Raw genomic sequence first — 13,722 nt, 5'->3', positions numbered from 1 at the left:
CAAGCGGCCCCTTTCACTTCAGATCGTGAATCGCCCTCAAACTTCAACACCGAAAACCCTGAATTATTCTGTTATGATACTAAAAAAAGGAGGTTTGATTACAGTGAATAGCTTGTGCCGCAGTAAACAAGCCCCATTTGAATACACCTTATCTCTTATAGGGGGCAAATGGAAAATGAGAATACTCTATGAGTTAGGGTGTGAAAAAACGATGAGATACGGCGAGCTGAAAAGGGCTATGCCCTTCATCACCCATAAAATGTTAAGCGCACAGCTTAAGGAATTGCAAACTGACGGCCTTATTCATCGGTCTGAGGTTTCTCAAACCCCACTGAAAGTAGAGTATTCGTTATCTGACAGAGGGCGATCTTTGTACCCCCTCATAGATGAAATGTGTAAGTGGGGAATGGCACAAGGAATGCCTCATATGTAAAGCTACTTACAAAAAAGTGCGTACTTGTTTCCCAATGAGAGGAATTTTATACTGAATGAAAATATTTTTTAGGAGGAAATAATGACAAAACAAGTCTATATCATTCATGGCTACAGAGCCTCCTCAACAAATCATTGGTTCCCTTGGCTGAAAAAACGTCTGCTCGCAGATGGGGTCCAAGCAGACATTTTAAACATGCCTAATCCGCTCCAGCCAAGACTTGAGAATTGGCTGGAGACACTCTCTTTTTATCAACATACTTTACATGAAAATACGTATTTGGTTGCTCACAGCTTAGGGTGCCCCGCCATTTTGAGATTTTTGGAACATATTCAATTGCGAAAACAGCTTGGCGGAATCATTCTTGTTTCCGGCTTTGCCAAATCATTGCCCACTTTACAGATGTTAGATGAATTTACACAGGGATCGTTTGATCATCAAAAAATCATCGAGTCCGCGAAGCACCGTGCTGTCATTGCTTCTAAGAACGACCAAATTGTTCCATTTTCATGGAGCAAGGAGCTGGCACAACAAATTGACGCTGCGTTATACGAAGTCCAGCACGGGGGTCATTTTCTAGAAAATGAGGGGTTTACTTCTTTGCCTATTGTTTATGATGTTTTAACCTCTTATTTTTCAAAGGAAACCCGCTAACATCTTTCACCCATCTGCTTCAATCGAGCCCGCGAAAAGCGGGCTTTCTGAGTTATCGTTTGATCAATACAGATAACTCACCTTCAAACACTTTTACTTCTTTTTGATTATAAGTAGATAGCAATACTGTGAGTATTCCCAATTCATTTCTCTTTGGCTGCTTATCAAGAACCTCAACAATTGTAAACAATTCATCATCCGGATATACAGGTTTTATGAATGTCATATGATTCATCTCTGTTCCGGCTATAATATCGTCTCCATAGAAACCTTCTTCAATCCAAAGTTTAAAAGATATGGCCAGTGTTTGTATGCCGGAAGCGATAATTCCATTAAATCTGCCTTTACTCGCTTTTTCTTCATCTACATGCATATACTGAGGGTCAAATTCACCCGCAAACCGCATAATATCATCTTTTGATACTTTTAATGATTTCGTTTTGAAGACCTGGCCAATTGTAAACTCATCTAACTTCATTCTTACACCTCTATTTTTTCAATTGTCTATTTTGTTTATTTTAGCACTGTGAGGAGCAAATAAAAAATTCTGTTTTTCGCTAAACAGACATATCGTGGACTGGACTGCTGGCACTCATCATATACTTAAAAAATATTGAACAGCTCTCAACACTTAGTCGTCACTTGGCCGTTTTGCTAAACTGAAAGCTCCCTCATATCTTCCAGGCAGCCTTCAGTTTTTTTATACCTTCTCTTATGTCGGATTCAGAAACCCCTGCAAACCCGAGCGAGACCGTTTTTGCAGGAGGATGATTTTGATAAGAAAGAGAAACAGGATAAATTTTTACTCCATGTTTTTTCGCCTTCTCAATTAACTCTTTTTCACCAAATGGCAAATAAACGTCAAGTAAGATACGAAGCCCAGAGTTTTCTCCGCGGATTCTGACATGCTCTCCTAATTCCCTTTGCACTGCCTCTAATACAATGGCTCTTTTTTTGCGGTAAAGTTTTCTCATTCTGTTGATGTGTTTTTGCCACTCTCCATTTTTTATAAATTCAGCTAGGGTTAGCTGACTGTGGCAGGACACTGTTTGCTTATATAAGGACGTGATTTCATGCCCCTTTTTTAAAAGAGGTGAAGGAAGAATCATATAGCTGATACGCAGCGAGGGCAAAAGAGACTTAGAAAAAGTGCCCATATAAATGACACGGTTATGCTGATCAAGCCCTTGAAGAGAAGGAACCGGCTGTCCTGTGTACCTAAATTCCCCGTCATAATCATCCTCTATGATAAAGGATTGATTTTCGGCCGCCCATTTGAGCAGCTGAATTCTTCTGTTTATTGTCATTATGGTTCCCAGCGTAAATTGATGGGAAGGTGTGACATATACAAGGTTTGGCTGCTGTTCTTTGACCTTCTGTATACAGATTCCTTCCTCATCGACTGGTATCGGAACAATATTCATGCGGTTGGCTTCAAAAATTTTGCGTGCTCTTGGATAACCAGGATCCTCATACCCTATAGAAATATTCGGCTCAAAAACTTGGCACAAGATTTGCAGCAGAATAGGGTTCCCGGCACCTATAATCACTTGTTCAGGGCCGCAATGAACACCCCGAGATTGATACAGGTACTCTGCAATGAGTGTTCTCAGCTCAAACTCTCCTAAAACATGTCCCGGCCGATAAAGCTCGTGTCCATATTGGTCTAAGCTATTGACCATGCTTTTTCGCCATGCGGAAAAAGGGAAGTAAGAAGAATCTACATTCCCATAATGAAAATCAATCCATTGTTTATTTTCTTCTGCTTCTTGTTGAATGGGTGTTGTGCTTGGCATTCTATCATAAGCAAAATCAGAATCATGATAATCAGCAAACCACCCGCTTCTTGGCTTGCTCACAATATAGCCCTCAGCAGCGAGCTGTTCATAGGCACGTTCTACAGTCGTTTGGCTGATGGAAAGCTGATTCGCCAAGAGTCTTTTTGAAGGAAGCTTCATTCCTTTTTGAATACGGCCCCGATGCATATTTTCTTTAAAATACCGATAAAGCTGCTGATAAAGCGGAATATCCAGAGTTCTATTCAAAAAAGGCGTGATATCCATTTGCACGTTGTTCTCCTAACTGGTATGCATTTTTTTATGAAAACTGGCCGTTTAAAAAAGGCCAATTCCAGTTTATAGTCATTGTAATCCTTAGCTGCTGGTTTTGTTAAGAAAATACAGACAATGAACAAGAAAGATATGTGGAGTGATTATAATGAACAAAACAACAAATGGCTGGATAAATGGTTTTATAGGCGTACTCATTTTCAGCGGCTCGCTGCCTGCGACCCGTTTGGCTGTGTCAGACTTCGATCCGTTATTTCTCACCGTTTGCCGTGCTGCGATAGCTGGTGTACTGGCGGGAGGTCTCCTTCTCATCTTCCGGCAGCAGCATCCTGCCAAAAGAGATCTCATTTCATTATTAGTGGTAGCGTTTGGCGTAGTGATTGGTTTCCCGTTGCTGACAGCTTTAGCGCTTCAGCATGTCACATCCGCACACGCCATTGTCTTCATTGGACTTCTTCCACTCGCAACGGCGGCCTTCGGCGTACTGCGCGGGGGTGAACGCCCTCGGCCCGTCTTCTGGATTTTCTCAACCGTTGGCAGCTTGTTAGTAGCAGGTTTCGCCCTCATTCAGGGGGGAGGTTCATCCCCGCTTGGCGACGCGTACATGCTGGCTTCTATTGTCGTATGCGGTCTTGGTTATGCAGAAGGGGCAAGGCTTTCACGTCGTCTGGGGAATTGGCAGGTGATCTCATGGGCACTCGTTCTGTCGCTTCCTCTTATGTTGCCATTGTCGTTCTTTTTTACGCCGGACTCATGGTCGGACATCGGCGTTCCCGCACTGCTCAGTCTTGCATATGTATCCTTATTCAGCATGCTGATCGGCTTTGTGTTCTGGTATCGAGGTCTTGCCCAAGGAGGAATTGCGGCGGTTGGGCAGCTCCAGCTTCTCCAGCCTTTTTTTGGGCTGCTGCTTGCCTCAGTGATTCTGCACGAGAAAGTGGGCTGGGCACTCGTAGCAGTGAATATCGCCGTTATCATGTGCGTTGCAGCAGCTCGGCGATTTGCAAAGTAAGGCAGACCTTTAAGCATAAACTTCAAAAATGCATGAAGGTATAAAAATACCAAGGGCCAGCAACCCTTGGTATTTTGTATGCGATCGAGGAGACTTGAATCTCCCGCCTAGACAAATAAGTCAACACCCATTTCCTGCCTCCATTATAAAATCCGCTCTAGTAAATCCCCCACTTTTTCTGCCATGACACGAGGCGGATAAGGCATTTCGTTTTTTAACCACCACTCCACTACCCCTACGTAAGCATTTGCTATAAATTCAACAATGACATCTTCACTTTGGCCGTAATTCTTGCCTTTCGTTACATCTACATCTTTCCTGAACTCTTCGATATTAAACTTAAGGAACTGACTGCGAAAATATCGAGCGCCTTCACTGGCTAACATCGTCGAAAAGAATAAATAATTACTCTCAAGGTATTCCATGCAGTGTACAGTCGATTCAATCCAGTCCATTTCAGCTGCCGACTCACAAAAATCCCCCATATTATTTATATGCTCTTCCATAATTTTTTCTAATAGATCAAATTTATCTAAGTAATGAAGATAGATTGTTCCCCGGTTTACATTTGCCCTTTCAGAAATTTCCTTAATCGTAATATGATCAAAACTTTTTTCAGTCATCAGCTCAATCAGAGCTATTTTAATAGCCTCTTGGCTTTTGGTTATTCTTCTATCCACTTTGGACATAGCTTTTCACCAAACTTTCTTAAGATAATCAACAATTTAGAGTGGAATGTTGAATAATCAACAAATCGCCTGAATGTAACCATTGTACACACCATGTTTGTATTTACAATAATAAATAAAAGCTGATAGTGAATCATGCTTTTTCCCGAATGAAGTCATTGTCCATTTTAGTTAGTTGAGAATTATTTTGTAAACACAAAGAAAGAGTGTTATTTCGATGAAATTAGACCGCTTATCCTAAAGGTACTCTAAATTCGAATTTGATCTGCAGCCCAACTATAAATCCGTCAAGAGGCAGAATGTAATGAGGTGAAGAATGATTAAAAGACAATTTACGATCATTAAGGAAACAGGGTTTGCGCGACCAGCTACCCTGTTAGTCAGTATAGCTCATCGGTTTACATCAGATATTTTTCTTGAATACCAAGGGAAAACTGTTAACTTCAAACAAACGCCAAAAGCCATCATGGACATTATGGATTTAGGAATTAAACCAGGAACCGAAATACATATATACGCTCATGGAGTCGACGAAGCGAAGGCAATTCAAAAAATGAAAGAGCATTTACTAAAAAACGATTATATACAGTAATCAAAATCTATCGTAGTAGCGAGATTGTTATCGTTGATTTATTTATTTTGCGACAAAACAGCTTTTCAGATCATGCGTTCATTTTTCTTCTGGTGATCATTCAACCTAAAATACAAAAATTTAAAAGGATCTACAAACGAAAATGGAGGGTTTATATATGTGCAGCAGAACATAATACCAAGGGCAGTTATACCCTTGGTATTATTGGATACCGAAAGAACTTAAATCTCTACAGGTGCTTATAAGCTATAAATGGTTAGTCTCGTGGCATTTCTATGTGCTCCGTTTATGCTTAAGGGTGTTCCACATTTTAATGGATACAATAGAAACCAAAACAAATGATGCGACAACCAATACAGTTCCCATTAATGACTCACTAAAATTGATCACAATGAACTCGAAAATATCAATAAAGGGATATTCGTAACGATAACCGTTAAAATGTAAGTGGTATACTTGATTCCTACAGCTGCCGATAAAAAACAAACGACATCTGTTGGAGCTATTGGACAAATCATCCCCAGCGCCAAAAACTTATAATTGTAAGTCTCCAATAATTTTTTCAACTCTGGATATTTACGTTCTAAATCCTTCATCATGTTCCCGCTTGAAAACACAGAAAAAGGGGCAATACTTCTTAAGAATTCTTAAGTTTTCGCGATGTTATTCAAGATCGTTTCCTCTTCTTAAACAGTTTTCAATATCATCCTATCTATTCCATGGTAATATTTAGATACATAAACTTATATATGAAGCTGACCTGAGTTAATGGAGAGGGAGGAATGAATGAAAGAATGAAGAAACACAGAAAAATATATTTTTGTATTACTGCCCTGCTGCTCATGATTTTGCTTGCTGGATGTACGGGCAGTAAGGATGAAGAAGCACATCAACCTTCAAATCAAGCTTCTGCTGTGCAAACTGACGAAAAACACACTGAGCCTGAAGAGAGAACCAAAATACGCAAGGATGAAGCGGAGCCAATAACAGAATCAGAAGAATCCGCAACAAAAGCTGCAAATGAGACCTCTTCAGCAGAAGAGAAAAGCAAAGAAGACAATGTATTGGCAGCATACTCTTCGGAAAAAATCGAATATGCCAGAGTTTGGCTTCAACTTGGACCTAATCAAGAGATAGATGAATTAAATGTTCGACATATTTCGGCTGGCGAGCCAATTAATCCTAATGATGATACAAGTGCCAGCTATCCAGAAGATGTAACCCAGTTAGCAGGTTCTCGTTTAGTGAATGGATCAGTCACTTATCATGGCAATGGGGATGGCACGATTCATGTATATAATGTGCCTTTACGATGGGATTCTGCTGATGATGTAGAAAAAGGCGTCATGAGGGAAGTGACTGAGAATATCATAAAAAACAGAAAAACAGTGTATGTTGATACAGGTGACAATGAAAAAATCAAGCGGCTCATTGATATCATGATGATTCATTAATCAGTATTCGTTTGTCTGTACCTGACTAAATACAATGGTTAATAAGGAAATAAGATATATTAATATAAAAACAAAGTTTGAAGTGCAGTAACTTGCTGAAAAATCTTCCGGTTCTATTAGTTCTCCTAGGCATTCTAAATGTGATGAGCCGTACCATTGAGCTATTTCTAGGTGTTGCATTAATATTTTATAACGCTGTCTAGTGGCATACAATGTTAATCAAAAGAAGCATTTCAGCAGTAAGTGAATGTTGTCCTAAGAAAAAACAAGCATCTTACTATGCTTGTTTTTCTTCTATAGAAATGATCTTATTACGCTATGATGCTATTCCTTTAGCCTGAACCTTAGCGTGCCTAATCCTTTAATCCCTTTCCATCGAGAATTTTTTGCACATATTTTTCGACTCTCGATTCTCGGGTTTTGGATTGTTTGGCTTGAGAAAAATAAAGAGTGTATGCTCTTTGCCGTCCCGGGGTCAATGCTTCAAAAGCAGTTTTCAAGGCAGGGATTTCATCGAATTTATTTTGAAGTTCTTCAGGAATGTTCAATTCAATATTTTTGTTAACATCCACTTTCAAACCGGCTTTTTCAACTTCAATGGCTTCGTGAATATAGGCTTTCAAAATGTTTTCTAGCTCATTTATTTCCTGAACATTTGTAAACCGAATCTGGCGCGCCGCCTGTACATTCTCCGTTTGTTGAATGAGAATTCCATCGGTATCCTGTAATAAGGCGCCTTTGTGAAACAGAAGCGCACAATATTCTTTAAACCCATGTATTAAAACGACATTTTTATTATTGTATGTGTAACAAGGATGCATCCACTTAAAATCTTCAGTCAGCTCACAGTCAAGAATGATGGTTCTCAACTTCTCAAATTCTTCCTTCCACTTTTTCGCTTTACTTAAAAATTCATCAACCTTCGGATTCGTTCTGCTATTTGTCATGAAGGAATTCCCCTCTTTCCAAGCTTTTTACATTTATGTGAATTGACAATAATGAAGTCCAGTTTTATTTTTGACATCTCGGTATTTATTTTATTCTTCTATAGGTTCCTTCTCTTATTATTCAATAGATTAAGCTTAAAGTGGGGATGATGCAACAACAAAAAAAGAAGGCCCACAAGCCTTCTCTTCTTGTATAATTATTTCACTGACAATCTGGAAAAATAACAATTCGATTATTATATATCTTTTTTATTCTTGCCAATGCATAAGGTTACGGCAACACTAGCTATACTGACTAAAGTTCCTGCAATAGAAACTAGAATTGTCAAAAAGCCATTGGGAATAAGAAATCCAATTGGAATGAGCCCCAGAAATGTGAAAACGATAAAACATTGGTATACACCAGATATTATTCTTACAACCAAATTGCCAAAAAAGGACATGACTAATGGAGGGATAAATAAAAATACAACGATCCCAATTGAGATCATCAAGATAAGAGGTTCATCAAATGAGATGACATAATCTCCAGGCGACTCTTTAGCTGCCGCTAAAACAACAACAATAGACATCATTAGTGTAACAAAAACAAGAGAAAACCTTTTTAACAACGTGATGACTCCTTTACCTAAAGCGAGTAATCCTGCCTTTTTCAAATCCGATAACCATTTTATGTGATTCAATTAAAGAATATGCAGTGAGTGACACAGCTATAAGGAATCCTAGTCAAATCTTTATAATAGATTTAATGGAGCAACTATAGTTAGTTAGATTATTAGACGACGCAATAGACTTTATCTAACAATATAACAAATTAATGTAAATTAAACAATCCTATCCTTTATCGTCCCCTAAACCATACCACCACTGGAATGAGTAATAAGGACAACATCCCTCCAGCAAATGATAATGCTAGGTAACTTGAACCTGCCACAATCATTCCAGATAATGCTCCGCCAGCAGCCCCTGACAACGCAATCAGAACATCCACTGTCCCCTGCGTTTTAGCTCGTGTGGCAGTATCAGTTGAATCTACAATAAGGGCAGTCCCGCTTATCAAACCAAAATTCCACCCTAATCCCAGTAAAGAAAGAGCAATGACGAGAAGAACCATAGAATCTCCCGGAGCAAATGCTGCTATTACACCTGCCAAAAGCAACGTTGTTCCAGAGGAAATAGCCATTGCGGTACGTCCCAACCTATCTACAAGAACACCTGTAACCAGTGAAGGGAGATACATAGCACCTATATGAAAACCAATAACAAGCCCTACTGCCCCCAAGTCATGCCCATGATGTCTCATATGAACCGGTGTCATTGTCATAATAGCTACCATTACTATTTGGGTAAGAACCATAACCGTTGCCCCAACGATTATCCCTTTTTTGTTTTCTGTATGCTCAGTTGCCGCCAAATGTCCTTTATCACCAGGCTCTTCATTTGCCGCTTCTATTGTTCTTGCTATAACTAATGGATCTGGACGAAGCATAATGAAAAGGACCACACCTGCTAAAATATATGCTGCTGCGGCTAAAATGAAAGGGCCAGCAAGTGATGGAACACCAATAGAAAGAGCGAAATCCCCCATCACATTCACTAAGCTTGGACCTGCCACTGCACCAAATGTAGTAAAAACCATGGTTATACTAACAGCAGTCGCTCGCTGCTTATGATTTGCTAAGTCTGTACCAGCATAACGCGCCTGTAAATTTGTGGCTGTTCCTGCACCGTAAATAAGCAACGAAATAAATAACAAGAAAATACTATTTATGATTGCTGCCATAATAACGCCTATTGCTCCAAGTCCGCCAATCATAAAGCCAGCTGAAAGACCTGTTCGACGGCCATAACGTTGAGAAAGTCTTCCAACAATTAATGCAGATCCTGCTGACCCTAAAGTAAATAAAGCAGAAGGCAAACCAGCAAACGCATCAGTGCCAAGCATTTGCTGTGCAATAAGCGCACCGACAGTCACTCCTGCCGCCAGCCCCGCACCGCCAAAAATTTGTGAGATACTCACAACGAATAGTGTACGCTTGTATAACGATTTTTGTTTTTCTGGTGAACTGATGTAGCTTTGTAATGAAGCAGTTTGAACATCTATTGCTTTTACGCTGTCCTTGTCTAACATCATCTGACCTTCCTTTCTAAAAGCCAATTTTGTATAAACCTCCCTCTAGATGTGGATCATCATAACACGCACAAAAAAGCCATACAATGTCATAATTGTATGGCAAACAATATTAGGTAAGATCGTCTAGCAAACGTCTCAGGATCATTAATCCTTGTTCAAGCTCTTCAAGTGTTTTTGGTGCACAGACAGAAACCCTTACAGCCCTTTCAGGACAACTATTTCCCACTACAAAGCGTTCAGCCGCATACACTTGCACGCCATGTCGAGCAGCCAATTCTTCAAATTCGGCACCAGACATTTTACCCGGTAACAACAACCAACGAAAAATGCCTGTTTCAACACCTAAACATGTATATCCCGCAACATATCGGTTTACGAGTTGATTTCTGCGAATGGTTTGTTCACGATGACTCTCAATTAAGACTTCAAATTGATTTGATACAATCGTGCGAGCAGTAAGTTCAGCTAATAGCGGGGAAACGGTTATATTTAAATTATAAAGCGCCTTCGATATTGGCTCCTTATATTGTCTCGGCACTGCTACATAAGCCAAACGCAGGCCTGGCGCTAACGATTTTGATAAACTTGCAATATGAATAACCTGTTGCGGTGCGAATGAGGCGAGTGCCGGAAGCGGATTTTTGTTGAGAAGATGGTACGATGCATCCTCAATAACAAATAGATTATATTTCTTTGCAATGTCTGCAACCATTCTTCGATTCTCAACAGACATAAAGGAAGTCGTCGGATTATGATAATCCGGGATTAAATACAAACCTTTAATATTTTCGTTTTTACACGCATATTCAAGTGACTCCGGACTCATTTCATCGTTTTCTGATTTTATCGGTACGATTTGCACACTAAGCAATGATGCAACAGTTTTTAATCCAGGGTACGTATGATGGTCAACACCGATGCGATCTCCAGGCTTACAAAGACTCGCCAATGTCGCAGCAATCGCATTTTGCCCTCCATTTGCAAATAAAATGTGATCAACGGATGTTTCAAATCCGCCTCTTTGGATGAGCTTTACAGCTGCATCTTTTTGCCAAAGGCTTTCGCCTGCCCGGCCGTAGCTAAACCATTTTTCATAATCCTCCTCCTGAATCATGTTTTTCAGTTGGTGTAACAAGGGCTCATATGAAGCGTGATCTGGAAGTATTGCTCCCATTTCAATTAAATGTGTCGGCTTTGTATCCTCAAGTAAATACGCATTCGACAACGCATCATACGATACAAATGTGCCGCTCCCTACAGTCGCACTCAGCAGCCCCTTTAACTCACACACTTTAAATGCTTTGGAAATCGTACTCACATTTAAATCTAAATAATCGGCCAATTCTCGCTGTGGAGGAAGTTTTGTTCCAGGTAATAAAACTCCGTTTAAAATATCCTGTTCCAATTGCCCTGCAAGTGCTTTATAAATAGGCTTTTCAGCTTTATCAATCGATGGCTTCCAGCTCATCGGATAATTTTCAAAAGAATTGATAGGCATGATACGCATCCTTTTTCACTCAATTATATGAATGTGCTGCTTATAAGACAATTATAACTTTCTTTATTGATGCCTTTTTATGAACAGCATGCTTCAATAAAACCTGTACAAATACAAGTGAATCACTTACTTTATTTCATATAAGTCATCCTGCAAAACTGTGCACAGAATGTCGGATAAATACATTTCACTCCTGTTATTCTTTGGTTAAAGGAGGTCAAATAAATGGATTTGCTTAAAAGTATGAATAGGGCGTTAAAGTATATTGAAGAAAACCTCACTAACGATATTGATTTTCAAGAGGGCAGCAAAGCTTGCTTTCTGCTCTGAATATCATTTTAAAAGGATGTTTTCCTTCCTTGCAGGTATTTCATTATCGGAATATATTCGTCGCAGACGTCTTACTCTTGCAGCTTTTGAACTGAAAGACAGCAAAGTAAAAGTGATTGATATTGCAATAAAGTACGGTTATAACTCACCAGATTCTTTTGCACGGGCATTCCAAAATTTACATGGCATAAACCCATCAAAAGCCAGACTTAATGGCCATTCCCTTAAAGCTTATCCACGAATGACCTTCCAGCTAACAATTAAAGGAGGAAATGAAATGAACTACCGTATTGAAGAAAAAGAGGCATTTCGCATCGTTGGCATTAAAAAAAGAGTTCATATTATTTTCAAAGGAATTAATCCGGAAATTGCATCTATGTGGGAAAGTTTAGATGAAAAAGCAATAAATAAACTAAAAGAGCTTTCTAATGTAGCACCATCAGGCCTCATTAGTGCATCCACGAATTTTTCTGAAGGTCGGACAGAGGAAAACGGAGAGCTCGATCACTATATTGGCGCAGCCACAACGAAACAGTGTCCAGATAATTTCTCACGGCTTGAAGTTCCTGCCTCAACGTGGGCTGTATTCGAATCAATCGGACCATTTCCGGATACACTGCAAGAAGTATGGGGACGTATTTATTCCGAATGGTTTCCATCGTCAAATTACGAACAAATAGAAGGTCCAGAAATATTGTGGAATGAGCATAAGGATGTAACATCACCATCTTTTAAAAGTGAAATTTGGATACCAATTACAAAAAAGTAATACGTTTTTTGATCAGAGAAGAAAAATTGAAGGTTCTTGAAGAAAAAATACCAAGGGCGTCAAAACCCTTGGTATTTTTGATATTGCCGAGAGGGCTCAAACTCCACCAGTGTTTTTCATTGCCGGACCGGTCATATAAGCAAAAAAAGCCCCTATATATCCCGATTTGCATGATTCCTAATCTTTAATATCGACTTTTCACTCTGCACAGAAGGCTCTTTATGTAAAGCCAATATTAAAGTTATTCCTATAATACAAATAGCACCAATCCATTGAAAAGAACCAAATGGCGCTTTTAACCAAACGACAGTTGTTACAACAGCGGATAGAGGTTCTAAGCTGCCTAATAGGCTTGTTTCTTTGGGAGAAAGGCTTTCCAAGCTTTTTATGAAGAACCAGAACGCAATCATTGTTCCAAATAATATCACAAATAAAATATATGCATACGCCTCAGCAGTTAATCGTTGAAAATCCAGTTGCCATGGCGGATGGATAAAACCCAATGCAAAACCGCCAATAATCATAGCCCAACCTACAACGACAAGAGAATCAAATTTATTTAATAAACCAACGGCATACAAAGTATAAAAAGCTGCCGCGAATCCTGATAAAACTCCCCATACTACTGCAGCTGCTGGCACTGAAAGTTGAGATATTGAACCATTTGTTAACAAAAAAAAGCAACCCACTAAAGCAAGTACAACAGTAATGATATCTTGTTTGGTAAGAACCGTTTGTTTTCGCAAAAGCGTGTAGATAATGACGATTACTGGGGATAAATATTGCAATAATGTAGCAACGGCAGCATTCCCATGTTGAATGGATGCCATATATGTGTACTGCACAGCAAGCATTCCCAATAGGCCAAAAATTAGAAGCTGGCCAGCCGACGCTTTGTTTTTCCAAACCTCAATAACCTGAGACCGGTCCTTTCTGAACAGTTGCAGCATTAAAAGTAACATTCCAGCCGTAAGCAAGCGTGTCGTTACAAGCCAATTGACATCGATTTGATATTCTTGAAAAAGTTTTTTGGCTACTGTGCCTCCAATTCCCCAACATGTCGCCCCTGTTATAACATAGAACAATCCCATTCTTCTATTGGAAGTATTCATACATGACTCCTCACTAATAAATATAATAA

Annotated in this window: 14 protein-coding genes and 1 pseudogene; 6 read left to right on the top strand and 9 right to left on the bottom strand. The window is 39.5% G+C overall.

All coding sequences use genetic code 11. The features are described 5' to 3' along the window. Positions 1-103: 103 nt before the first annotated feature. Together RAC86_RS25845 and RAC86_RS25840 are read left to right on the top strand one after the other, a co-directional pair. Complete coding sequence (locus RAC86_RS25845; protein ID WP_128422546.1) at positions 104-433, top strand: winged helix-turn-helix transcriptional regulator; 330 nt, start codon at positions 104-106, stop codon at positions 431-433. A gap of 81 nt (positions 434-514) precedes the next feature. After that, complete coding sequence (locus tag RAC86_RS25840) at positions 515-1,087, top strand: alpha/beta hydrolase (protein WP_377886160.1); 573 nt, start codon at positions 515-517, stop codon at positions 1,085-1,087. 52 nt (positions 1,088-1,139) lie between these two features. On the opposite strand, the gene RAC86_RS25835 is transcribed toward RAC86_RS25840, so the two are convergent. Further along, entirely contained in the window at positions 1,140-1,565 is a 426-nt protein-coding gene (locus tag RAC86_RS25835; protein ID WP_003234221.1) for a MaoC family dehydratase, read from the bottom strand. Between the two features lie 193 nt (positions 1,566-1,758). Then, positions 1,759-3,150 carry a MocR-like pyridoxine biosynthesis transcription factor PdxR gene (pdxR, locus tag RAC86_RS25830; protein WP_377886163.1) on the bottom strand — a complete coding sequence of 464 codons (1,392 nt, stop codon included), beginning with the start codon at positions 3,148-3,150 and terminating at the stop codon, positions 1,759-1,761. A gap of 154 nt (positions 3,151-3,304) precedes the next feature. On the opposite strand from pdxR, the gene RAC86_RS25825 reads away from it, so the two are divergent. Then, the gene (locus RAC86_RS25825) at positions 3,305-4,168 is read left to right on the top strand and encodes a DMT family transporter (protein ID WP_377886159.1); all 864 of its coding nucleotides are present in this window, start codon (positions 3,305-3,307) and stop codon (positions 4,166-4,168) included. A gap of 143 nt (positions 4,169-4,311) precedes the next feature. Here the strand turns inward: RAC86_RS25825 and RAC86_RS25820 are convergent, their stop codons facing one another. Further along, positions 4,312-4,857 carry a TetR/AcrR family transcriptional regulator gene (locus RAC86_RS25820; protein WP_015252737.1) on the bottom strand — a complete coding sequence of 182 codons (546 nt, stop codon included), beginning with the start codon at positions 4,855-4,857 and terminating at the stop codon, positions 4,312-4,314. 316 nt (positions 4,858-5,173) lie between these two features. On the opposite strand from RAC86_RS25820, the gene RAC86_RS25815 reads away from it, so the two are divergent. Further along, positions 5,174-5,449, top strand: coding sequence for an HPr family phosphocarrier protein (locus RAC86_RS25815; protein WP_173613931.1), 276 nt, complete (start codon positions 5,174-5,176; stop codon positions 5,447-5,449). A 386-nt stretch (positions 5,450-5,835) separates the two neighbouring features. Here RAC86_RS25815 and RAC86_RS25810 read toward each other — a convergent pair whose 3' ends face one another. Then, on the bottom strand, positions 5,836-6,045 hold the full coding sequence (locus tag RAC86_RS25810) for a TVP38/TMEM64 family protein (RefSeq protein ID WP_250620441.1): 210 nt from the start codon (positions 6,043-6,045) through the stop codon (positions 5,836-5,838). 198 nt (positions 6,046-6,243) lie between these two features. On the opposite strand from RAC86_RS25810, the gene RAC86_RS25805 reads away from it, so the two are divergent. Continuing rightward, positions 6,244-6,903 (top strand): hypothetical protein, encoded by a 660-nt coding sequence (locus RAC86_RS25805; RefSeq protein ID WP_173614401.1) that lies wholly within the window; start codon positions 6,244-6,246, stop codon positions 6,901-6,903. Positions 6,904-7,256: 353 nt separating this feature from the next. On the opposite strand, the gene RAC86_RS25800 is transcribed toward RAC86_RS25805, so the two are convergent. The 4 genes from RAC86_RS25800 to RAC86_RS25785 form a co-directional block, all read right to left on the bottom strand. Continuing rightward, entirely contained in the window at positions 7,257-7,850 is a 594-nt protein-coding gene (locus RAC86_RS25800; RefSeq protein ID WP_019712427.1) for a YdeI/OmpD-associated family protein, read from the bottom strand. Between the two features lie 236 nt (positions 7,851-8,086). Continuing rightward, positions 8,087-8,461, bottom strand: a complete 375-nt coding sequence (locus RAC86_RS25795) for a hypothetical protein (RefSeq protein WP_032722936.1) — start codon at positions 8,459-8,461, stop codon at positions 8,087-8,089. A 230-nt stretch (positions 8,462-8,691) separates the two neighbouring features. Beyond that, on the bottom strand, positions 8,692-9,984 hold the full coding sequence (locus RAC86_RS25790) for an MFS transporter (protein ID WP_377886162.1): 1,293 nt from the start codon (positions 9,982-9,984) through the stop codon (positions 8,692-8,694). Between the two features lie 109 nt (positions 9,985-10,093). Then, entirely contained in the window at positions 10,094-11,482 is a 1,389-nt protein-coding gene (locus RAC86_RS25785) for an aminotransferase-like domain-containing protein (protein ID WP_019712425.1), read from the bottom strand. A 225-nt stretch (positions 11,483-11,707) separates the two neighbouring features. On the opposite strand from RAC86_RS25785, the pseudogene RAC86_RS25780 reads away from it, so the two are divergent. Next, positions 11,708-12,581, top strand: a pseudogene (locus tag RAC86_RS25780) (AraC family transcriptional regulator). A gap of 152 nt (positions 12,582-12,733) precedes the next feature. Here RAC86_RS25780 and RAC86_RS25775 read toward each other — a convergent pair. Continuing rightward, complete coding sequence (locus RAC86_RS25775) at positions 12,734-13,693, bottom strand: DMT family transporter (protein WP_069837270.1); 960 nt, start codon at positions 13,691-13,693, stop codon at positions 12,734-12,736. Positions 13,694-13,722 lie beyond the last annotated feature (29 nt).

Source organism: Bacillus sp. LR_5, from assembly GCF_042709275.1.
This window is presented reverse-complemented; position numbering and strand designations above follow the sequence as displayed.